This is a genomic window from Novosphingobium sp. (genome assembly GCF_036733805.1).
In the GTDB taxonomy this organism is placed as follows: Bacteria; Pseudomonadota; Alphaproteobacteria; order Sphingomonadales; family Sphingomonadaceae; genus Novosphingobium.
Map to the genome: position 1 here is coordinate 1 of NZ_DAIMZT010000057.1, position 21,062 is coordinate 21,062.

At 63.3% G+C, this 21,062-nt stretch carries 20 protein-coding genes and 1 tRNA gene; 14 read left to right on the forward strand and 7 right to left on the reverse strand.

Features of this window, described 5'->3' with window-relative positions; genetic code table 11:
• Positions 1 to 64: 64 nt before the first annotated feature.
• From V7D69_RS12555 to V7D69_RS12575, 5 genes are all read right to left on the reverse strand, one after another.
• Entirely contained in the window at positions 65 to 1,315 is a 1,251-nt protein-coding gene (locus V7D69_RS12555) for a type II toxin-antitoxin system HipA family toxin (RefSeq protein WP_333605947.1), read from the reverse strand.
• Complete coding sequence (locus tag V7D69_RS12560) at positions 1,312 to 1,629, reverse strand: helix-turn-helix domain-containing protein (RefSeq protein ID WP_333605948.1); 318 nt, start codon at positions 1,627 to 1,629, stop codon at positions 1,312 to 1,314. The genes V7D69_RS12555 and V7D69_RS12560 overlap by 4 nt, the downstream gene beginning before the upstream one ends.
• Positions 1,630 to 2,130: 501 nt before the next feature.
• Entirely contained in the window at positions 2,131 to 5,271 is a 3,141-nt protein-coding gene (locus tag V7D69_RS12565; protein WP_333605949.1) for an efflux RND transporter permease subunit, read from the reverse strand.
• 17 nt (positions 5,272 to 5,288) lie between these two features.
• Complete coding sequence (locus V7D69_RS12570; RefSeq protein ID WP_333605950.1) at positions 5,289 to 6,527, reverse strand: efflux RND transporter periplasmic adaptor subunit; 1,239 nt, start codon at positions 6,525 to 6,527, stop codon at positions 5,289 to 5,291.
• Entirely contained in the window at positions 6,524 to 7,759 is a 1,236-nt protein-coding gene (locus V7D69_RS12575) for a TolC family protein (RefSeq protein ID WP_333605951.1), read from the reverse strand. The genes V7D69_RS12570 and V7D69_RS12575 overlap by 4 nt, the downstream gene beginning before the upstream one ends.
• 208 nt (positions 7,760 to 7,967) lie before the next feature.
• Here V7D69_RS12575 and V7D69_RS12580 point away from each other — a divergent pair, with 208 nt between their 5' ends.
• Positions 7,968 to 8,189, forward strand: a complete 222-nt coding sequence (locus tag V7D69_RS12580; RefSeq protein ID WP_333605952.1) for a hypothetical protein — start codon at positions 7,968 to 7,970, stop codon at positions 8,187 to 8,189.
• A gap of 16 nt (positions 8,190 to 8,205) precedes the next feature.
• Here V7D69_RS12580 and V7D69_RS12585 read toward each other — a convergent pair whose 3' ends face one another.
• Together V7D69_RS12585 and V7D69_RS12590 are read right to left on the reverse strand one after the other, a co-directional pair.
• Positions 8,206 to 8,556, reverse strand: coding sequence for a DUF3703 domain-containing protein (locus V7D69_RS12585; protein WP_333605953.1), 351 nt, complete (start codon positions 8,554 to 8,556; stop codon positions 8,206 to 8,208).
• The gene (locus tag V7D69_RS12590; RefSeq protein ID WP_333605954.1) at positions 8,553 to 9,185 is read right to left on the reverse strand and encodes a cation transporter; all 633 of its coding nucleotides are present in this window, start codon (positions 9,183 to 9,185) and stop codon (positions 8,553 to 8,555) included. Before V7D69_RS12590 ends, V7D69_RS12585 begins: the two co-directional genes overlap by 4 nt.
• 69 nt (positions 9,186 to 9,254) lie before the next feature.
• Between V7D69_RS12590 and V7D69_RS12595 the strand changes: the two genes are divergently transcribed.
• From V7D69_RS12595 to V7D69_RS12655, 13 genes are all read left to right on the forward strand, one after another.
• On the forward strand, positions 9,255 to 9,668 hold the full coding sequence (locus V7D69_RS12595; RefSeq protein WP_333605955.1) for a MerR family transcriptional regulator: 414 nt from the start codon (positions 9,255 to 9,257) through the stop codon (positions 9,666 to 9,668).
• Complete coding sequence (locus V7D69_RS12600) at positions 9,665 to 10,015, forward strand: DUF3147 family protein (RefSeq protein ID WP_333605956.1); 351 nt, start codon at positions 9,665 to 9,667, stop codon at positions 10,013 to 10,015. Before V7D69_RS12595 ends, V7D69_RS12600 begins: the two co-directional genes overlap by 4 nt.
• The gene (locus V7D69_RS12605) at positions 10,012 to 10,350 is read left to right on the forward strand and encodes a YnfA family protein (RefSeq protein WP_333605957.1); all 339 of its coding nucleotides are present in this window, start codon (positions 10,012 to 10,014) and stop codon (positions 10,348 to 10,350) included. The genes V7D69_RS12600 and V7D69_RS12605 overlap by 4 nt, the downstream gene beginning before the upstream one ends.
• A gap of 115 nt (positions 10,351 to 10,465) precedes the next feature.
• Positions 10,466 to 12,811, forward strand: a complete 2,346-nt coding sequence (locus V7D69_RS12610; RefSeq protein ID WP_333605958.1) for a heavy metal translocating P-type ATPase — start codon at positions 10,466 to 10,468, stop codon at positions 12,809 to 12,811.
• On the forward strand, positions 12,808 to 13,011 hold the full coding sequence (locus tag V7D69_RS12615; RefSeq protein ID WP_333605959.1) for a DUF2933 domain-containing protein: 204 nt from the start codon (positions 12,808 to 12,810) through the stop codon (positions 13,009 to 13,011). Before V7D69_RS12610 ends, V7D69_RS12615 begins: the two co-directional genes overlap by 4 nt.
• The gene (gene cueR / locus V7D69_RS12620; RefSeq protein WP_333605960.1) at positions 13,008 to 13,454 is read left to right on the forward strand and encodes a Cu(I)-responsive transcriptional regulator; all 447 of its coding nucleotides are present in this window, start codon (positions 13,008 to 13,010) and stop codon (positions 13,452 to 13,454) included. Before V7D69_RS12615 ends, cueR begins: the two co-directional genes overlap by 4 nt.
• On the forward strand, positions 13,451 to 13,825 hold the full coding sequence (locus V7D69_RS12625) for a hypothetical protein (protein ID WP_333605961.1): 375 nt from the start codon (positions 13,451 to 13,453) through the stop codon (positions 13,823 to 13,825). Before cueR ends, V7D69_RS12625 begins: the two co-directional genes overlap by 4 nt.
• A 77-nt stretch (positions 13,826 to 13,902) precedes the next feature.
• Positions 13,903 to 15,153, forward strand: coding sequence for a TolC family protein (locus V7D69_RS12630; protein ID WP_333605966.1), 1,251 nt, complete (start codon positions 13,903 to 13,905; stop codon positions 15,151 to 15,153).
• Positions 15,150 to 16,388, forward strand: coding sequence for an efflux RND transporter periplasmic adaptor subunit (locus tag V7D69_RS12635; RefSeq protein WP_333605962.1), 1,239 nt, complete (start codon positions 15,150 to 15,152; stop codon positions 16,386 to 16,388). Before V7D69_RS12630 ends, V7D69_RS12635 begins: the two co-directional genes overlap by 4 nt.
• Complete coding sequence (locus tag V7D69_RS12640; protein WP_333605963.1) at positions 16,385 to 19,519, forward strand: efflux RND transporter permease subunit; 3,135 nt, start codon at positions 16,385 to 16,387, stop codon at positions 19,517 to 19,519. The genes V7D69_RS12635 and V7D69_RS12640 overlap by 4 nt, the downstream gene beginning before the upstream one ends.
• On the forward strand, positions 19,516 to 19,890 hold the full coding sequence (locus tag V7D69_RS12645; protein WP_333605964.1) for a copper-binding protein: 375 nt from the start codon (positions 19,516 to 19,518) through the stop codon (positions 19,888 to 19,890). The genes V7D69_RS12640 and V7D69_RS12645 overlap by 4 nt, the downstream gene beginning before the upstream one ends.
• Positions 19,891 to 20,009: 119 nt before the next feature.
• A tRNA-OTHER gene (locus tag V7D69_RS12650) sits at positions 20,010 to 20,078 on the forward strand.
• A gap of 522 nt (positions 20,079 to 20,600) precedes the next feature.
• Positions 20,601 to 21,062, forward strand: a 462-nt coding sequence (locus V7D69_RS12655; protein ID WP_333605965.1) for a PAS domain-containing protein, incomplete at its 3' end; no start/stop codon positions are given.

Consider the following 21,062-nt stretch of genomic DNA (forward strand, 5'->3'; position numbering starts at 1 on the left):
ACGGCGGAGATGACTTCCGGAAGCTTTGCATAACCCGAAAAGTTGCAGGTATAGAGCATCGGCGTTAGCCGAAAAGCTTGCCGATATGAACAAGGCGCTCGCCGATTTCATCGCGCGAAGCTCCGATCTCCAATTCTTCCGCATGTCGCGGCCAATCGGCGATGCTGGCACGGATAGCATCGACCATTTGCGACACCTGACCTTCGGAAAGACCATGGCGCTTGGCGAGCCGCAGGACATGGGCGCGCGTCGGCGTACGTCCCTCACCTTCCACGGCCAAGTAATGCTCTCCGCCAGGACCGCTTGAGAAGGTCAGATCATAGGCGGGTGCGAGACGCCACTGATCGTTGGCATCAAGCAAAAAGGCATGCTGGCGGCTATGGTCGTCCCGGTTGTACGCGAGGATGTTGAACAACATGCGTAGGAACGCCTGCTCCAGATCCCCTGCGTGTCGAGTGATGCCATGCACCGCCCGAAGATAGCCGTCATAGTCGATACTGGGCATGTGCGACGGCGCTTCAACAGCGCCGGCTAGCGAGACCATGTGCAGGCGGTGCCCTGGCTCGGGCCGATCGAAGCGCCGCGTGGCGAAATAGCCGGGACCATCCTTGGCCGGCAGCAGGCGTGAGGGCGCCATGGTGATGCCAGCGGCCCGTGCCATGCGGGCATAGGCTTCCTCGACGGGTCCGATATCGACAGGATCCGTCAGTGCCCGGAATTTGACGATCCAGCTCTCGAACCCTGCGGCGAGTTCTCCTTCTGCCAGGCAAATCTGCCCGGCTGGCGAGAAGCCGATATGGATTTTGGGTCGCGCACCGCCCGAAGCGCCTGCGAGCGTGGCGAGCGTATCAGCCAGCCTAGCCTCGTCGCCCACCAGGATCGAGCGGGCCTCAGCGGCAAGTTCATCGAGGTCGAGCGTTTGCACGTCTTCCGCGGGTGTTGTTGCAGGCTCATAGACAAGTGCCCCGCGACCCTGACGACCGACAAGGGCGAGACGATCGACGCCGCTCAGATCGGCCCAGCGGACATCAAGCTTGGCCAACCGCCGTTTCATCAGCAGGGCACCCCATCCCTCGGGAAGGCTGTCGGCGAGAAATCCGTGGAGACCATCGAAGTCGCGCGTGCGCGCCTCGTGCAGACCGGGCTCGGATGGATAGAGGGCGGGAGCGATCCGGCGCTCGCTCGCGACGATCTCCCGCGACCATTCGAGCTGCGCACGCCCCTTCACCATCGCCAATCGACCGATAGGCTGCACCGCCCCGGACTCATTAGGCCATAGCCCGATTTGCAACGGTGCACCGGGGGCGAGTTTCATGTAGAGCGCCGTACCGATCGAGCTCGCTTGGACATGTTTCCGCTCTCTCTCTGCTGGCGCTCGAGGAGCGCATCCATGCTGGTGGCTGCCGGCTCGGGAAAGAGGGTTTTCAAATCCTGCTCACACCGCAGTGCGATCGCGGCGCGGACCAGATCATCGATCGACGCTTTGCCTTCGGTTTCCATGCGGCGCCAGGTGCGATAGGATACGCCTGCCCGATCTGCGGCCTCGGCTTGCCCCCAGCCGAAACCTAGCCGGCGCACACGAATATGGGCGCCGATCGCTTGAGCCAGCTCCAGAGGCGTTTCAAACATTGTCCATATATGGACGAGATGCTGGATTTTGTCAATCTTACTGTCCGTATATGGACAATTATCTAAGCCGTATGAACAGGCCCGGCCCCGCTGAGCTAGTTTTGGGCTATTTTCAACGCGAGCTTCACTGAGAAAGCTTAGGCCGATCTGAGACCTCACATCCGCCAAAAGTCGCAAGGACCCGCTGACTCTTAATCAGCGGGTCCTAGGTTCGAGCCCTAGTGCGTCCACCACTTTCCCCATAAAATTCAATAACTTATAAGACGATCTGTTGCTCCATTTTATGAAGCAATGCTGTCTAGGTAGCTCCCTAGGTAGCAGGCGCCTGACACTGCCTCGGCCGGCCATTCTATCGCCGGCTTCCATCAGTCACCAATGACGTAGCTTATCCCAGGGCGACCTTGCCGCGCGCATGGGCCGAATCGGAAGGCAGTGCCCGGAGGTAGCATACAGGCACCGTTCCCGATCCAAGCCGCTAAGCCCAACTGCGCAAGGTGCGCATTAAGCGAGTGCTCCGCTCGCTTCCGTCGACTCTTCTTCCTCCCGCCGATGTACCAGCATGTAGAGTGCCGGCAGGATCAGCAGTGTCAGGATCGTCGAGGAAATGATCCCGCCGATCACGACCGTCGCGAGCGGGCGCTGCACTTCGGAACCGGCACCGACGTTCAGCGCCATCGGCACGAAGCCAAGCGATGCCACGAGAGCCGTCATCATCACCGGTCGCAGCCGTGTCAGGGCGCCCTCGCGCACCGCCTCCAGCGCTCCCGATCCACGGTCGCGCAGGTCGCGTATGAAGGACAGCATGACGACACCGTTGAGCACGGCAACGCCCGACAATGCGATGAACCCGATCCCTGCGGAAATCGACATCGGGATACTGCGCAATGCCAGGGCTGCCACCCCGCCGGTCAATGCGAGCGGTACGCCCGAGAAGACGATAGCCGCGTCCTTTGTGGATCCGAACAGGGTAAAGAGCAGCCCGAAGATCAATAGCAGCACAAGCGGCACGACGATCTGCAGGCGCGTCTTGGCCGACTGGAGCTGTTCGAATGTGCCGCCGTATTCAACATAATAGCCGGTTGGCAGTTCGACTTCGGCATCGACCTTCTCACGCAGTTCCGTGATGAAAGATCCCAGGTCCCGGCCGCGCACGTTGGCCGTAATCACGGCGCGCCGCTTACCGTTTTCACGGCTGATCTGGTTGGGTCCGGCCGAGAGTGAGATGTCAGCCAGTTGCGACAGGGGCACCGTCCCGCTGGCTGCAAGCCGAACGGGCAGATTGCCGAGTGCCGGCAGGTTGGTTCGCAATGTTTCGGGCAGCCGCACGACGACGGCAAAGCGCCGGTCGCCTTCGAACACCTCGCCGGCCTTGCGGCCGCCGGTTGCCGTGGCCACGGCATCCTGAACCTCGGCCATGCTGATGCCGTAGCGTGCGAGCATGTCACGGCGGGGAGTGACCGAGAGCATCGGCAGGCCCGTGACCTGCTCAAGCTTCACGTCCTCAGCCCCAGGGATGGACGCCGCCACGTCGTTGATGGCATCGCCGCTCTTGAGCAGCTGCTCGAGATCGTCGCCGAACAGCTTGATCGCCACATCGGCGCGCACGCCCGCGATCAACTCGTTCATGCGCATCTGCACCGGCTGCGTGAACTCGTAGTTGTTGCCGGGAATCTCCGACACCGCCTTGTTCAGTTCGGCCACAAGTTGGTCACGCGACTTGCGCGGATCGGGCCATTGGTTCCTGTCCTTAAGCATGATGAAATTGTCCGCAACCGAGGGCGGCATCGGGTCAGTCGCGACATCGGCAGTACCGATCTTCGCAAAGACGCGCTCCACCTCGGGGAATTGCCGGATGCGCTTCTCCAGTGTCTCCTGCATCTGGACCGCCTGGCTCAGGCTGGTGCCCGGAATACGCAGCGCATGCATCGCGATGTCGCCCTCGTCGAGATTGGGAATGAACTCCGACCCAAGCCGTGTCGCGCCCGCACCGCTCACCGCGACCAGCAGGACGGCGATGCCAACTGCGAGCTTCGGGCGAGCCAAAGCCTTGTCGAGGAGCGGCGCGTACCGCTCGCTCATCCAGCGCATGACGCGGTTCTCCTTTTCCTCCACCTTGCCGGTGACGAAGAGGGCAACGGCAGCAGGCACAAGAGTGAGCGACAGGATCAGTGCCGCCGTCAGGGCCAGCACGACAGTGATCGCCATGGGATGGAAGGTTTTGCCCTCGATGCCTTCAAGCGCGAAGATCGGCAGATACACCGCGGTGATGATGACGATGCCGAAGATCGAGGGCCGGATGACTTCGGCGCTCGCCTTGGCAACGAGGCCAAACCTCTCATCGCGATCGAGCAGGCGGCCCATCCGATGCTGAGCCTCGCCAAGTCTTCTGAGGCAGTTCTCGACGATGATGACCGCACCATCGACGATCAGCCCGAAATCGAGTGCGCCCAGGCTCATCAGATTGGCTGAGGTTCGGGTCGCCAGCATACCGGTTAGCGTCATGAGCATGGCAACCGGGATCACCGCCGCCGTGATCAGCGCCGCCCGGATATTGCCGAGCAGCAGGAACAGCACGACAATAACCAGCAGCGCGCCCTCCGCGAGGTTCTCTTGTACAGTCCTGATCGTGCGATCGACCAGATCGGTGCGATCATAGAGCGGATGCGCGATCACCCCTGCGGGCAGCGAGGCGGTCGCCTGCTTGAGCTTCTCCGCGGCAGCCTGAGCAACAATCCGGGGGTTCTCACCAGTGCGCATGAAGATCGTTCCGAGCACGATCTCCTTGGCATTTTCGGTCGCGGCACCGGTGCGCAGTTCGGAGCCGATCACGACTTCGGCGACGTCGCCCACGCGGATCGGCACGCCGCCTCGGGTCGCAACGATGATCTGCGAGAGGTCCGCTTCATTGGCGGCCTGCCCGGGCACGCGGATCAGTATCTGCTCACCGCCGCGCTCGACATAGCCTGCGCCGCGATTGGCGTTGTTGCGTTCCAGCGCCTCGACGAGGTCGTTCAGCGACAGATTGAGCGCCGCCAGCTGTGCCGGGTTGGGCGTGACATGGTACTGCCGTTCGTAGCCGCCGATGGTGTTGACTTCGGCTACGCCGGGAATGGTGCGCATCTGCGGCCGCACCACCCAATCGGACAAAGTCCTGAGATCGGTTGCCGTCCAGTGACTGCCATCGGGTTTGGTCGCGCCCGGTTTCGGCTCGATCGCAAACATGAAGATCTCGCCGAGCCCGGTGGCGATCGGCCCCATCTGGGGTTCGATACCAGCCGGCAGCTGTGACCTCACCGCCTGCAGCCGCTCGTTGACCTGCTGGCGGGCAAAATAGGTGTCGGTGCCGTCCTCGAACACGACCGTGACCTGGCTCAGGCCATAGCGCGAGATCGAGCGCGTGTAGGTAAGTCCGGGAACACCGGCGATAGCCGTCTCGATGGGAAAGGTGATGCGCTGTTCGGATTCGAGCGGGGAATAGCCTTCGGCCTCGGTGTTGATCTGGACCTGGACATTGGTGATGTCGGGCACGGCATCGATGGGCAGCTTCGTCGCGCTCCACACGCCGATGGCACATAAGAGGGAGACGACCGCCAGGACGAACCAGCGCTGACGGATCGAAAAGCCGATGATGCGGGCAAGCATGGTCTATCGCCTCCCGCTCAATGGTCGTGGCTCGCGCCCGACTTCTCGATGTCGGCGCGAATGAGGAAGGAGCCCTTGGTGGCATATGGCGTGCCCGGCTTGATGCCGCTAAGCACTTCGGTCCACTCGGGCGAGGAGCGCCCCAGCTCGAGCATGCGAACTTCGTAGTCCTGACCGAAGTTGGCAAAGACGACCTTGAAGTCGCGGAACGGCTGGATGGCTTCGGTCCGCACGGCCAGCGGCACGGTGACAGCGTTCACAACAACCTTGCCGCGCAGCGCCATGCCGGCGCGGAGCCGGCCCGCCTGATTGGGGACCGAGGTACGGACCAGCGCGGTTCCGGCCTCGGCATTACCTTCGGGCAGGTAGCCGCCGAGCTGGCTGGCCGCGACGGGCGTGCCGTCCATGGCTTCGATCTCCACCCGCATGCCGGGCTGGATCACCGCCAGATCCTTGGGGAAGATGTTGAAGACGACCGAGGTCCGGGCGGGGTCGGTGATGACATAGAGCGCGCGATCGCCGGTCACATCGCCGGGGTTGCCATTGCGCTCGGCGACCACGCCGCTGACGGTGGCATAGACCGGATAGACTTGTAGGCTCTCGCTCGACTCGATGCGCGCCAGCAACTGCCCCCGCTGGACATAGTCGCCCACGGCCTTGGTCACGCTGACCACGCGGCCCGGAAACTGACCACGGATTTCCGAGCGGGCAGATGGGTCGAGTGCGACGGTGCCGAACAGTTCGCGCGTCTCGCCGATCGTCGCCGGACCTGCGGTCATTGTCTCGATACCGCCAGCCTTGGCCGCCTCGGCCGTAATATGCGTGCGGCCTTCGGGACTGGCGTATTTCCAGACGTGGCGCTTGCCGTTCTCGACCGCGACCACCTCGACGTCGAAGCTGTGGGGTTCCTCGACCACGCCCTGCCCGGCAAGGAACTTGCCTTCGGGCTTGAAGGCAAAGGTGTTGACCTCGCCCCCCAGTCGCCGGAGCGTCATGGCCAGTTGCAGGGCCCCCGGATCGACCGGTTCGCCGCCGCGCGTAGCATAGACCCTGAACTGCGGCTCCTGCCCGGTTTCAAACACAGTGACCTCAACGGCAAAATCGCCATCCTTGAGGAGACGCCCGCCGTTGGGGCCTTTCTCGGCTTCGGCCCCTTCCTCACCGTGTTCTGCGGGAGCCGGATCGGAACCACAGGCGGCAAGCGGGAGGGCAAGAGCGAGTGCCGCGATGGCTGCGGTAAAACGGATATTCCTCATTGTACTTCCTCCCCGGCGACGACGTCGAAGCGTCCGGTCAACCGGTCGATCTGGGACAGGATGTCGCGGTAGCGGGTCATTGCTTCGACCCACTGCGATTGAACTTCCGTGATGGCGTCGGCAGCGTCCTGCACGTCGCTGAAGCGGAAACCGCCGCGATTGTAGCCTTCGCGGACCTGCTGGAGCGTGCGGACCGCCTTGGGATAGACATCCTGCATGATCCCGTCGGCACGCATCCGGGCGGCATCCGCCTCGGCCCTGAGCGAGGTCAACTGGCGCAGACGGTCCAGGCGCGCCGCCTCGGCCTGCAGTTCGATCCGCTGCCGTTCGGCCTGCGCGCGTTCGATGTTGCCCCGGTTGCGGTCGAAACGGCCGAGGGGAATCGATATTCCGGCCACCAGCGCGACATCGCCCGTCTCGCGCAGATGCCGCACGCCGCCGCTCACCGTGTAGTCCTGAACGCCGCGCGTCTGTTCGACCACGACCGCCGCCTGCGCCCGTTCCACCGCGGCGGATGCGAGCGCGGCGTCGGCCTCGGCCAACTGATGAACGTGATCGTCCGGCTTCTCGATCCCGCGCGGCACCTCGACGTCTTCCGCCTTGCCACCCCAGAACGAGGCCAGCCTCGCGCGGGCGGCATTGCGGCGGGACCGGGCCTCGTCGAGCGCAAGCCGTGCCTGGGCTACGCGGGCTTCGGCGCGGGTTTCGACAAAGAGCGGATCCTTGTAGCCGCGTACCCGGCGCAGGGCCTCGGTCTGCATGGTGCGCTCGGTTTCGAGACGCCGTTCTGCAAGCCAGACAACTTCCTCGGCGATCTGCAGGTCGATGAATGTGCGTTGCACCGCTTCGGCAAGATCGAGCCGGACAAGGCGCGCCGATGCCTCGGCTACACCGATGTCGCGCTCGGCATAGGCGATACGCGCATCGCGCTTGCCGCCGCGTTCGATGGTCTGCGCGTAAGTGACTGTCGTCTCGGCCTGCCGATAGACGTCATAGGCGCCGGTGCCCGCGATGTTCTCGGCCTCGACCGACAGGACGGGATTGGGACGAACATTGGCCTGGCTGCGGCCCGCCCTCGCAGAACGGATGCCTGCCTCCTGGGCCTGGATCGCGGGGGAGGCCGCCATGGCGCGGCGGACGGCCTCGTCCAGACTTACGGGTTCCGCGCTTGCCGCTATGGGCAAGGCCAGCGCCAATCCGGCCAAAAGGCCGGCGCGCAATGTCAATGACATGGGGTGACTCCTGAAACGCTTGGCAATTGCGGGCGAAAAAAGACGCCCGCCAAAGTGGCAGGTTTCAGGCTAGCGGGGGTTCAATCGGTGGTGCCGAAGCCCGCGAGACGAGAGCAGTGGCCTCGCCGGGGCGGAGCATGTCACGGCTCGCACTGGGTCCGTCAGCAGTGTGTCCGCATTCGACCATCATCGCTGCAGGGCAGTGGTGATGATGGAAGATCTCCTGCGACGGATCCGACGAAGAATCGTCGGAGAAATCTTCGTGGGCGTCAGCATGATGCGCATCAGCCACAAGAACTGTGGCCTGACCATGATCATCATGGTCCCCATGGGCCGCGGCAGGCGCATGAAGACCGGCGCAAAGCACCGAGAACAAAATCAGGAACTGGAGAACAATGCCCCTCATTGTGCCCACCTAGCAGAGCAATAGAGCCGCAGCAAACGCATCACTTGCGCTGTTCCTGGCCCAGAACATGCCGAAGCTCTTCCGGTATGGGCATCGGCACGAAGGCGCTGACCGATGCTCGGCCTGTGTTCCCAAGCGGAATGCCGCCCAGCAGCGCGCCGAAAGGTGCAAGCACCAGACGCAGAACTTGTCCGCGCGCTTCGCGCCATTCGCGCCGGGATATGGCAAAGGTCAGCATGACCGCATGGGCATGGAGGTGGAGCCGCAGGACCTGCTGAGACAGGATATGCGCGCGTTCCAGATAGTGCCACGCGTCCGCAGCATCCTGGTCAGCCCTCGCCTGCCGGAAGGCCTCGATCTCCGCCCGATATGCGGTTTCGAGCTGCGTCATGCCGGTGCCCCGCTCGCCGCAAGTTCATATCGGGCTTGCCGAACGACCTGCCATCCACCCTGAAGTCCGAGAAGCGCCATGATGAGCGCAACGACGAGGTCGGGGAGGCCGCTGCCGGTCCACAGCACTACGAAACCCGCGCCGATCACAAGCAGGTTGTTGATCGCATCGTTGCGCGAGCAGACCCAGACCGAGCGCATGTTGGCGTCACCCGACCGGAATCTATAGAGCATGAGCGCCACCGTAATGTTCGTCGCCAGTGCGAGCGCGCCGACGCTTGTCATCGCCCAGGGATCGGGCTGAGTTCCGGCGACAATGCCCCAGACCGCCGAGACCATCACACCGAGCGCAAAGGCCAGAATGGTCAGCCCTTTGACCAGTGCGGTCCGTGCCCTCCAGACAAGCGCCATGCCGGCGACGCCGAGACTGATCGCATAGTTTGCCGAATCGCCCAGAAAATCGAGCGCGTCAGCCTGGAGCGATCGGGATCCCGATGCAGCGCCCGCGATGATCTCGACGAAAAACATCACGCCATTGACGACGAGCGCGATCCACAGTGCCCTTCGCCACGCAGGATCACTTTGCGCGGTGTCGTCACTGCAGGAACTGGCGCAGCAACTGTCCGCCATGGCCGAAACTCCTTGGTTCGTTCGAGTCGGCCCTCTATATGCACCCTGTAGCAACTACAGGGTCAAGCGATGAAAATCGGCGAGCTGTCGAGGGCGACCGGCACCAACATCGAAACGATCCGATATTACGAGCGGATCGGTTTGCTGCCCGAACCGGCGCGGACCGCGGGCAACTATCGTTCCTATGGCGAAGCGCATCGCACGCGGCTCGCCTTCGTCCGTCATTCACGTGAGCTTGGCTTCACCATCGAGGAAGTGCGCTCGCTGCTCGATCTGGCCGACCATCCCGAGCGCGAGTGCTCCGAGGCCGACCGGATCGCCACCCGGCATCTGACGCAAGTCGAAGAGAAGATCGACCAGCTCGTTACCCTGCGCGACGAACTATCGCGCATTATCGGTCGCTGCCGGGGCGGACTTGCCGCCGATTGCCGCGTGATCGAGGCCTTGGGGGATCACACCATGTGCAACGGAGACCACGAATGATCTATCTGGTCATCAAAACCGCGATCTCGGCCGTAATCATTGTCGTGGTTTCTGAAGTGGCGCGCCGCAGTGCTGGACTTGGCGCATTGCTGGCATCGCTCCCCCTTGTCGCGTTGCTCAGCATGATCTGGCTCTGGCGAGACACCGGCGACACCGCGCGCATGGCCAGCTATTCGCAAGCCACATTCTGGTACGTTCTTCCGAGCCTGCCGATGTTCCTGCTGATTCCGGCTCTGCTCAAACGCGGCTTCGCGTTCTGGCCCGCACTCGCGGCAGGCTGTGTCCTCACCATCGCCCTCTACGTCGGCATGGCGGCGCTACTCGCCCGATGGGATATCCGGCTGTGACGGCCCCTCATGCAACAATTGTGTGGTACGTTCTGGCGGCCATCGCGGAAATCGCCGGTTGTTTTGCCTTCTGGGCAGTCCTTCGGCTCGATCGATCGCCGTCATGGCTGGGCGCCGGCGTCCTGTCACTGATCGTCTTTGCCTATGCCCTGACCAGGGTAGAAGCGGAAGCCGCCGGGCGAGCTTTTGCCGCTTATGGCGGCATCTACATCGTCGCCTCGCTGGTCTGGCTCAAGGTCATCGAGGGTGTGGCGCCCGATCGCTGGGACATACTGGGCGGGCTGATCTGCCTTGCCGGGGCTGGATTGATCCTTTGGGGGCCAGGTCGCGGGTGACATGAGCACGCCGAACCGGACAACGCTGCTCAGTGCGCCCGGAAAAAGGAATGAATGCCCTTGACCCTGACATGATGTCAAGGTTCATGAAGTTGCGACTGAAGGAGCAACTGGCATGGCTGAGTCGCATCACGATCATACTCTCTGCGCCCATCGCGGAACTTCGGCACTGGGAATTACCACCGACCCCGTTTGCGGAATGAGCGTCGATCCCGTGACAACGCCGCATGTCGCCACCCACGCCGGCGCGCATCACTACTTCTGCAGCGCGGGCTGTCTCGCCAGTTTCAACGCCGACCCGGCGCGCTATGCGGGCGGCACACCGCTGCGGACAGAGCCGGTGCCCGAAGACGCCATCTGGACCTGCCCGATGCATCCCGAGGTCCAGCGGCCGGGTCCGGGAAGTTGCCCCATCTGCGGCATGGCGCTGGAGCCGATGACCCCGACGCTCAGCGACGGTCCTTCTCCCGAATATGCCGATATGAAGCGCCGCTTAGTGATCGGCCTAGCCCTAACCCTGCCAGTGGTCGCGCTCGAAATGGGCGGGCACCTTCTCGGGCTCAATCGTCTGATCGGCCAGCAGATATCGAACTGGCTGCAAATGGCGCTCGCGACGCCGGTCGTGCTGTGGGCGGGCTGGCCGTTCTTCGAGCGAGGCTGGGCCTCGGTGAAGAGCCGCCACCTCAACATGTTCACGCTGATTGCGATGGGAACGGGCGTTGCCTGGGGCTACAGCATGGTGGCTGCGTTGCTGCCGGATGTATTCCCGGCGGCGTTCCGCACGGCGCACGGTGCCGTTCCCGCCTACTTCGAGGCGGCAGCGGTGATAACCGTGCTGGTCCTGCTCGGCCAATTGCTCGAACTGCGCGCCCGCGAGACGACCAGCGGCGCGATCCGTGCCTTGCTCGATCTCTCTCCCAAGCTGGCCCGGCGGGTCCGTACCGATGGATCGGATGAGGAAATCACCCTCGACCAGGTGCTGGTCGGCGACACGCTGCGTGTCCGCCCCGGCGAAAAGGTACCGGTCGATGGCGTGGTGCTGGAAGGTCGCGGCACGGTCGATGAATCGATGGTCACTGGCGAGTCCATGCCCGTCACCAAGGAGGCAGCGTCAAAGCTGATCGGCGGCACGATCAACCAGACCGGCGGCCTCGTGATGCGCGCCGAGAAGATCGGGCGCGACACCATGCTGGCACGCATCGTCCAGATGGTCGCTGAAGCCCAGCGCAGCCGCGCGCCGATCCAGCGGCTTGCCGATACGGTGTCCGCCTGGTTCGTGCCGGCAGTGATCGCGGTCGCGGTGCTGGCCTTCATAGTCTGGTCGCTCGTCGGCCCGCCTCCGGCGATGGGCTATGGCCTGATTGCAGCGGTGGCGGTGCTGATCATCGCCTGCCCCTGCGCGCTTGGGCTCGCCACCCCGATGTCGATCATGGTCGGCGTCGGTCGCGGGGCGCAGGCAGGCATCCTCATCAAGAACGCCGAGGCGCTGGAGCGCATGGAAAAGGTCGATACGCTTGTCGTCGACAAGACCGGCACGCTTACCGAAGGCAAGCCCGCGGTGGTGGCCATCGAAACCGCTGACGGCTTCGACAACGACGAAGTTCTGCGTCTTGCCGCAAGCCTCGAACGCAGCAGCGAACACCCCCTGGCCCTCGCGATCATCAGGGAAGCCGAAGCAAGAGGCCTCGCGATCAGCGAACCGGGCGACGTCGATCAGCCCGTCGGCAAAGGCATCACCGGCATTATCGATGGTCATCGGCTTCACGCTGGCAATGCCCGTTTTCTCGATGAACAAGGCATCTCGATCATGCCACTGGCCGAGCGAGCCGACCGCCTGCGGGGCGAAGGGGCGACCGCGATATTCCTCGGCGTTGATGGTAAAGTCGCGGGCGCAATCGGCATCGCCGATCCGGTCAAGGAGACGACGCCCGCCGCGCTTCTAGCGCTCGCCGAGGCGGGCATCCATGTCATCATGCTGACCGGCGATAATCGCGTCACGGCCGAAGCCATCGCCCGCAGGCTGGGCATTACGGACATCGAGACCGATGTCTTGCCCGACCAGAAGAGCGAGATAGTCAAGCGCCTGAGGGAACAAGGCCGGATCGTCGCCATGGCTGGCGACGGCGTAAACGATGCCCCCGCACTGGCCGCCGCCGACGTCGGCATCGCCATGGGATCGGGCACCGATGTCGCGATCGAGAGCGCGGGTATTACGCTGCTAAAAGGCGAACTCACAGGCATCGCCAACGCTCGCCACCTGAGCCATGCGACTATGGCGAACATCCGGCAGAACCTGTTCTTCGCCTTTGCCTACAACGTCGCGGGTATCCCGGTGGCTGCGGGCGCGCTCTACCCTCTGTTCGGCCTCATGCTCTCGCCCATCATCGCCGCGGCGGCGATGGCCCTTTCGTCGGTCAGCGTCATCGGCAATTCGCTGCGCCTGAGGATGATCGCGCTATGAACCTTTGCAGCAGACGGCCCCGGTTGCTCGCGGCGGTATCGACAGGCATTATCGCGGCCTACCTGTTCTATCCGGAGCATCGGCAGCACCTGTTCGGCCTGATACCCTACGCCTTCCTGTTCGCCTGTCCGTTGCTGCACTTCTTTCACCGCGGCCATCATCATGGCCAGCACCGGCGATCAGGCGAGCAACGTCTATGAACATCGGACAGGTATCAAAGTCGACGGGCGTGTCGCAACGGATGATCCGCCACTACGAGGGTATCGGACTGATGCCGCCGCCGGACCGGCGCGACAACGGCTATCGGGACTATCCCCCACGCTCTGTCGAACGCCTGCGCTTCATCGCCAATGCCCGCGACCTCGGGTTCCCCGTCGATGAAATATCGGCTCTTCTGGGCCTTTGGGACGACCGCGAAAGGGCCAGCAGCGAGGTCAAGGCCATAGCCCTTGGTCATGCAGAGGATCTTGCCCGGAAAGCAGCAGCGCTCGAAGCCATGCGGCGCACCCTGCTTGATCTGGCCGAAGGGTGTAGCGGTGATGCCCGGCCTGACTGTCCGATCCTTGCCGGACTTGCTGAAACCCGGCAACATCCAGCCCGAGAATTGACAGTGGCAAAATGCAAGCCGAAAGAAAAAGAGTGAAGCGCTGGCTTTCCTTGGCCCTGCTCCTGGGGGCATTACTTGGTCTCTTGGGCCAGGAGGCTGCCTTTGCGCACGTCATGCCGGTCGAGAAGGCCGAGCAGATGGCGACGGCCGCGCAGATGAACGCGGATTGCGCGGAGATGATGGGGCTCACGAAGCCGCAGCCTCAGCCTGAGAAGCAGCCATGTCAGGGTATGACGCCCGACTGCATCGCCAAGATGGGCTGCGCGGTGCCCATGGCGTTGATTCCGCCGCTCGCTTTCGATCTGGTGCAGCAATTCCGCGCTGCTACGCCTCTGCAGGCACCTGTCGCCCCGCTTGTCGGGCGTGAGACGGGTCCCGAACCAGAACCACCCGCACGCCTTGGCTGAACGCTTGGCGCGCGTGACGAACCCCCGGGTTCGCCGTGCGCCATCGCAAAGTTCAACCAGGGATGCTTCACATGAAGATGATTATTGCGCCAGCCACTGCCGTGGCGGCTCTCGCGACCCTTTCGGTTGGGGTCGTTCCAAGCGCAGCTCTGGCCGAGCCGCTGACGTTCGGCGCCGCGCTCCAGCGTGCCGCAAACGAAGCGCCATCGCTCCGGGCGAGCGCGTCGGGTGTCGCTGCCGCACGTTCTGCCGAGATTGCGTCGGGACGGCTACCCGACCCGACACTGTCCGTCGGTCTCGACAATTTCCCCGTTTCGGGTCCGCCCGCCTTCAGCTTCACCCGCGAGAGCATGACGATGGCGCGCATCGGTGTGGAGCAGGCCTTTCCCAATCCGGCAAAACGCCGCGCTGAGCGGACTCGCGCCCGGGCGGGCATCGGCGTAGCCGAAGCTGGCCTTGCGGTCGAGGCGCAGAATATCCGCCTCGAGACCGCGCTCGCATGGGTGGATCTCTATTATGCCAGGCGGCGGCTCGCACAGTTGCAGGTTCTGGACCAGAGTCTCGGCGATCTCCAGGCGACGGTCTCGGCAAGACTGGCTTCCGGTTCGGCGCGCCCCAGCGCGGCGCTCGAACCCGACCAGTTGCGCGCTGCCGTCAATGACCGCCACAGCGAACTCACGGCCGATGTCGCCAAGGCACAGGCCAGGCTGGCGCGCTTTACCGGCAATCCCCAGGCCGACGTTTCGGGCGATCCGCCTATCCTTGATGTCGATCGTACCCAGCTGGTGGCAGGGCTGGCTTCGCTTCCAGGCCTGCAGGCACTCGACGCCGGCGTAAGCGCGGCGGATGCGGAAACCGAACTTGCCCGCGCCGACAAGCGGCCCGATTGGCGCGTCAGCACCTCCTATGGTCGCCGCGATCCCGCCTATGGCGACATGGTATCGGTTGGCGTCAGCATCGATCTGCCGCTGTTCGCCAAACGCCGGCAGGATCCCATGATCGCCGCGCGAGCGAGCGAAGCAGAACGGGCGCGACTGTTGCGAACGGCCGGGGAACGCGAATTCACGGCCGCGCTCGATGGCGACCTTGCCGACCATGCAATGCATCACCAGCGACTGATGAATGCGCGCAATACCCTGGTGCCGCTCGCCAAGCGCCGGGCCGAGCTCGACATGGCGAGTTATGCGGCGGGCAAGCTCGACCTCGGCAGCGCGCTGCTCTCGACGCTCGCTCTCGCCGAGGCCGAAGTCGATGCCCTGGCGCGCGAGGCCGATGTCGCACGCGACGCGATCCGGATCAATTTTACCTATGGGGAGATGCGGCCATGAACATGGACGTTTCGACGGCAGCGCGCTGGCGCGCGGGAATTCTTGCAGCGGTGCTGATTGCTGGCGGCGGCGGCTATTGGCTCGGACAGCGGGGGAATGGCGAAGCGATACCAACGACGGCGAGCGATGGTGCGCGCAAGGTGCTCTACTATTACGATCCGATGTTTCCGAACCAGAAGTTCGATAAGCCCGGCAAGTCGCCTTTCATGGATATGCAGCTTCTCCCCAAATATGCCGACGAAGGGGCAGGCGGCGCGGCTGCACAGGGGGTCAGCATCGACCCGGCGGCGATGCAGAATCTCGGCATCCGGGTTGTCGCGGCCGAGATGGGCAACCTCTCCACCACGCTCAATGCGACTGGCAGCATCGACTTCAACCAGCGCGATGTGGCGATCGTCCAGGCCCGTTCTGGCGGGTTCGTCTCTCGCGTCTATGGCCGCGCGCCCGGCGATGTGATTGGCGCGGGTGCACCCATCGCCGATGTGCAACTGCCCGAATGGGGCGCCGCTCAAACCGAGTTCCTGAGCGTCAAACGGCTCGGAAGGCCCGAGCTATTGGCAGCCGCGCGGCAGCGATTGCGGCTGATGGGCATGTCCGACAGCCTGATCGCGCAGGTCGAGCGGACAGGTCGCACCAACGGCACGGTGACGATCACATCGCCGATCGCGGGCGTGATCCAGTCGCTTGATGCCCGGCAAGGTGTGACCCTGGCGCAGGGGCAGACACTCGCGCAAGTCACTGGCGTCGGCACGGTCTGGCTGAACGCCGCCGTTCCCGAAGCGCAGGCCGGGAGCGTCAGGGTCGGGCAAAACGCGACAGCGGCACTCACCGCCTTTCCGGGTGAGAGGTTTGGTGGGTGGGTGATCGCGATTCTGCCGACCACGCAGACCGACAGCCGCACGCTCACCGTGCGTATCGAGCTTGCCAATCGGGGCGGCCGTCTGCGCCCAGGCATGTTCGCTCAGGTTGCGCTGGGCGGGGACGCAAAGCCTGCGCTACTGGTGCCTAGCGAAGCGGTTATCCGCACCGGCAGGCGCACCATCGTCATGCTGGCAATGGACGATGGCCGCTATCATCCCGCGGAAGTCCGGACGGGCCGTGAAGGCAGCGGCAAGACCGAGGTGCTTGCCGGACTTGGCGCTGGCGAGAAGGTCGTCGCGTCGGGCCAGTTCCTACTCGATTCCGAAGCAAGCCTTACCGGCATCGCCGTGCGGCCGCTGGAGGGCAGCCGATGATCGCCAGGATCATTCGCGCCTCGGTCGCGGCGCGCGGGCTGGTTCTGGCGGCCGCATTCGTGCTGACAATCATCGGTGTGGCCGCCGTCAGGACTACCCCGGTCGATGCGCTGCCCGATCTTTCAGACGTGCAGGTCATCATCCGCACGACCTATCCAGGGCAGGCCCCGCAGATCGTCGAGAACCAAGTCACCTATCCGATCACCTCGACGATGCTCTCGGTGCCCGGCGCACGAGTGGTGCGCGGCTATTCGTTCACCGGCGACAGCTTCGTCTATGTGCTGTTCGACGACGGCACCGATCTCTACTGGGCACGCAGCCGCGTGCTCGAATATCTGAGCCAGGTGCAGAGCCGTCTGCCCGAAGGCGCCAAAGCCTCGCTTGGGCCGGACGCGACGGGCGTGGGCTGGATTTACGAATATGCCCTGGTCGACAAGACCGGACGGCACGATCTGGCGCAGCTGCGCTCGATCCAGGACTGGTTCCTGCGCTACGAGTTGAAGGCTGTTCCCGGCGTTGCCGAAGTCGCCAGCATCGGCGGCATGGTCAGGCAGTATCAGGTCGTGGTCGATCCGCAGAGGCTAGCGGCCTATGGCGTCACGGCGACGGAAGTGGCCGATGCCTTGAAGCGCGCCAATCAGGAAACCGGCGGCGCCACGGTCGAAATGGCCGAGGCCGAATATACCGTTCGGGCCAGCGGCTACCTCAAGACCCTTGATGACTTCCGCGTCGTGCCGATCCGCACGGCGGCGGGCGGCATTCCGGTGATGCTGGGGGATGTGGCGACGGTCCAGATCGGCCCCGACATGCGCCGCGGGATCGCCGAACTCAATGGTGAGGGCGAGGTCGCGGGCGGTGTCATTGTCATGCGGCAGGGCAAGAATGCCCGCGAAGTGATCGAGGGCGTAAAGGCTAAACTCGACGAGTTGAAGAAGAGCCTGCCGCCCGGTGTCGAGATTGTCACGACTTACGACCGCTCCGGCCTGATCGACCGTGCGGTGGAAAATCTGACCAGCAAGCTGATCGAAGAGTTTATCGTCGTTGCGCTCGTCTGTGCGCTGTTCCTGTGGCACGCGCGCTCAGCACTGGTGGCGATCCTGACGCTGCCACTTGGCATATTGATCGCCTTCATCGTCATGCGCGTGCAGGGATTGAACGCCAATATCCTGTCGCTGGGCGGCATCGCCATCGCTGTCGGCGCGATGGTTGATGCGGCGGTGGTAATGATCGAGAATGCGCACAAGCACCTCGAACGCTGGCACCATGATCATCCCAGCAGCGAGCCGGATAACCCGACGCGCTGGCGCATCATAACCGATGCCGCGGCCGAAGTCGGCCCGGCGCTGTTCCTCAGCCTGCTGATCATCACCTTCTCGTTCATCCCGATCTTCTCGTTGCAGGGCCAAGAGGGACGGCTGTTCTCTCCGCTCGCCTTCACCAAGACCTATGCGATGGCGGCGGCGGCCTTGCTGTCGATCACGTTGATACCTGTCCTGATGGGCCTGTTGATCCGGGGGAAAATCCCCACCGAAGACGCCAACCCGGTCAACCGCTGGCTGACCCGCGCCTATCGCCCGGCGCTCGACTGGGTACTCGAGCGGCCGAAGAAAGCACTGCTGATCGCCGCCCTGATCTTCGCCACCAGCCTGTGGCCGATGACGCGGCTTGGCGGTGAGTTCATGCCGCAGATGAATGAGGGCGACTTGCTCTACATGCCTTCGGCGCTTCCCGGCATTTCGGCGGCCAAGGCATCGATGCTGCTTCAGCAGACCGACCGGCTGATCAAGACCGTGCCCGAAGTCGAGAGCGTGTTCGGCAAGGCTGGCCGCGCCGATACCGCGACCGACCCCGCTCCGCTCGAAATGTTCGAGACGACCATCCGGTTCAAGCCGCAATCCGAGTGGCGACCCGGCATGACGCAGGAAAAGCTGATCAAGGAACTGGATGCGCGGGTCAGGGTGCCGGGCCTCGCCAACTTCTGGATCCCGCCAATCCGCAATCGCATCGACATGCTGGCCACCGGCATCAAGAGCCCGGTCGGGATCAAGGTGGCGGGCTCCGACCTTGCAGAGATTGATCGCACCTCGAAGCGGATCGAGCAGGTGGTCAAGACCGTGCCGGGCGTCGCCTCGGCGCTGGCTGAACGGCTTACCGGCGGGCGCTATATCGATGTTGATATCAATCGCGCTGCCGCCGCGCGCTATGGTCTCAATGTCGCCGGTGTCCAGGCGGTGGTGTCGGGCGCGATCGGCGGCGAGAGCATCGGTCAGACGGTCGAGGGGCTGGCACGCTATCCGATCAGCGTGCGCTATCCCCGCGAAGTGCGCGACGGTCTCGATGACATCATCAATCTGCCGGTGCTCACACCCTCGCGACAGCAAATTACGCTTGGCACTGTCGCCGATGTACGGATCAGCGATGGCCCGCCAATGCTCAGGAGCGAAAACGGCAGGCCGGTCACCTGGATTTATGTCGATGGGCGCGGGCGCGATCTCCAGACTCTGGTCGGGGACATGCAGACGGCAATCGCGCGCGAGGTAAAACTCCCGCCGGGCATCAGCGTATCTTACACCGGCCAGTTCGAGTTCCTTGTGCGCGCGACCGAGCGGATGAAGATCGTGGTTCCAGTCACGCTCGCGATCATCTTCGCGCTGCTGTACCTCACCTTTCGCCGCTGGGACGAGGCCCTGCTCATCATGGGCACATTGCCGTTCGCGCTGACCGGCGGGCTGTGGCTGCTCTATCTACTCGGCTACAACCAGTCCGTCGCGAGCGGCGTGGGGTTCATCGCTCTGGCTGGCGTGGCCGCCGAGTTCGGCGTGGTGATGTTGATCTATTTGAAACACGCGCTCGATGACCGTCAGGACGGCGATGTCGCTGCCGCTGTTCGCGAGGGAGCACTGCTGCGTGTCCGGCCCAAGGCGATGACAGTAGCGGTAATCCTGGCCGGGCTTTTCCCAATCCTGGTCGGCGCGGGCACCGGGTCCGAAGTGATGAGCCGGATCGCCGCCCCGATGGTCGGCGGGATGCTAACCGCACCCTTGCTTTCGATGCTGATTATCCCGGCGGCCTATTTGCTGATGCGCCGCAAATTTCAATCCCATGTTCAACCCGAAGGAGAAGTGAAGTGAAGAAATCCCTCATGATTGCGTCGAGCCTTGCGCTGGTGGCTTCGCTTGCCGCCTGCAACAAGGAAGCCGATGCACCCAAACCGGTGGAGAGTGCTGCAATCGACACTGGCAGCATGTCCGAGATGCCGATGGCCACGGAAATTAAGCACGGCAAAGGCGTCGGGACTGTGACTGCGATCGACGCGGCTAAGGGCATAGTGACGCTTGATCACGGCGATATCGCGGAACTTCAATGGCCAGCGATGAAGATGGGCTTTGCCATAAAGCCGGAACTGCTCGCGGGTATCAAGGTCGGCGACAAGGTCAATTTCGAGATCGACTGGGACGGCAAGGCCGGAACGGTCACCAAAGTTGAAAAGGTCGACTCCTGAGCCTTTACCTCCCGGCCAGAGAATTTGTTGGGGCGTGGTTGCGCGAGAACGAAGCCACGTCTTGGCATTCTGTACACTGATGAATTCTGTCGCTGACTCGGATACGTGCGGATATTTGTGGGCGCATACGGACGAAAAAGCCGCTCCTAATCAGCGGGACCTAGGTTCGAGCCCTAGTGTGTCCACCAAATTCTCTGGTAAATTCAAGTTGTTATAGGTCATTAGGCTGCGAAGTTTCGCAGGATGTGCCCTGCTAGGTAGCACGCAAAAGATTTGGATTGGCCCAGAGCCATAGGGCACGGGCAAGCTGGACGCACCTTGTCCAGGTCGTCGTCTCGCCCACAAATGACCCTTGATTCGGACTGTTGGGCTCCCCCACAACGTCGCCGTTGTAAGCGGGATGGTTCAGCCCGTCAGAGACAGCCACTGCTCTGCTCTAATTGTTCCAAGATTGTGTATCTGTTACCATAAGTCTGCTGACCTAACGCGGTGGCCCTGACTCTGCGGCTTCGGAGCGAGTCAAAAATTTCAATTTCGCATCGATCATGCTCACAGTGGTTGTGGTGCCGCCGGGCCGCAGACATTCTTCTGGTTCAGAAAAAGCGACAGCGAATCGAGCAAAAATCCCATCGCAGAGGTAATGGCAAGTGAAGCGGTTTTGCGAATCAGAGGTGTCCGGCCATTCACTAGCTTGGGCAACGGCGGACGAAATGGCGCAACGTCTCGCTGCCATTATAGAAGCATCCGACGATGCCATCCTTACGAAGGATCTGGAAGGGACTATCACCAGCTGGAACAGGGGAGCGGAACGGCTCTTTGGCTATCGTGCGCCTGAGATCATCGGAAAACCCGTCACGATTCTGCTGCCGGATGATCGGCAGGATGAGGAGGCATCGATTCTGGCGCGGCTGCGCCGAGGTGAGCATGTCCGCCACTATGAAACGGTAAGGCGCTGCAAGGACGGGAGTCTGGTCGATATCTCACTCAGTATCTCGCCCTTGCGCGATGCAAACGGCGCAGTCATCGGCGCCTCCACGATCGCACGGGACGTAACCGAGCGCAAACGAGCCGAGGAGTGGCAGCGTCTCGTCCTGCATGAAATGAACCATCGGATGAAGAATCTGTTCGCGTTATCCGCCAGCCTCGTCAGCATGAGCGTGCGCGATGCTGCC

Excerpts from the sequence above, each read along its gene's own strand:
- V7D69_RS12555 (WP_333605947.1), bottom strand. The coding sequence starts at position 1,315 with ATGAAACTCGCCCCCGGTGCACCGTTGCAAATCGGGCTATGGCCTAAT.
- V7D69_RS12560 (WP_333605948.1), bottom strand. The coding sequence starts at position 1,629 with ATGTTTGAAACGCCTCTGGAGCTGGCTCAAGCGATCGGCGCCCATATT.
- V7D69_RS12565 (WP_333605949.1), bottom strand. The coding sequence starts at position 5,271 with ATGCTTGCCCGCATCATCGGCTTTTCGATCCGTCAGCGCTGGTTCGTC.
- V7D69_RS12570 (WP_333605950.1), bottom strand. The coding sequence starts at position 6,527 with ATGAGGAATATCCGTTTTACCGCAGCCATCGCGGCACTCGCTCTTGCC.
- V7D69_RS12575 (WP_333605951.1), bottom strand. The coding sequence starts at position 7,759 with ATGTCATTGACATTGCGCGCCGGCCTTTTGGCCGGATTGGCGCTGGCC.
- V7D69_RS12580 (WP_333605952.1), top strand. The coding sequence starts at position 7,968 with ATGATGGAAGATCTCCTGCGACGGATCCGACGAAGAATCGTCGGAGAA.
- V7D69_RS12585 (WP_333605953.1), bottom strand. The coding sequence starts at position 8,556 with ATGACGCAGCTCGAAACCGCATATCGGGCGGAGATCGAGGCCTTCCGG.
- V7D69_RS12590 (WP_333605954.1), bottom strand. The coding sequence starts at position 9,185 with ATGGCGGACAGTTGCTGCGCCAGTTCCTGCAGTGACGACACCGCGCAA.
- V7D69_RS12595 (WP_333605955.1), top strand. The coding sequence starts at position 9,255 with ATGAAAATCGGCGAGCTGTCGAGGGCGACCGGCACCAACATCGAAACG.
- V7D69_RS12600 (WP_333605956.1), top strand. The coding sequence starts at position 9,665 with ATGATCTATCTGGTCATCAAAACCGCGATCTCGGCCGTAATCATTGTC.
- V7D69_RS12610 (WP_333605958.1), top strand. The coding sequence starts at position 10,466 with ATGGCTGAGTCGCATCACGATCATACTCTCTGCGCCCATCGCGGAACT.
- V7D69_RS12615 (WP_333605959.1), top strand. The coding sequence starts at position 12,808 with ATGAACCTTTGCAGCAGACGGCCCCGGTTGCTCGCGGCGGTATCGACA.
- cueR (WP_333605960.1), top strand. The coding sequence starts at position 13,008 with ATGAACATCGGACAGGTATCAAAGTCGACGGGCGTGTCGCAACGGATG.
- V7D69_RS12630 (WP_333605966.1), top strand. The coding sequence starts at position 13,903 with ATGATTATTGCGCCAGCCACTGCCGTGGCGGCTCTCGCGACCCTTTCG.
- V7D69_RS12635 (WP_333605962.1), top strand. The coding sequence starts at position 15,150 with ATGAACATGGACGTTTCGACGGCAGCGCGCTGGCGCGCGGGAATTCTT.
- V7D69_RS12640 (WP_333605963.1), top strand. The coding sequence starts at position 16,385 with ATGATCGCCAGGATCATTCGCGCCTCGGTCGCGGCGCGCGGGCTGGTT.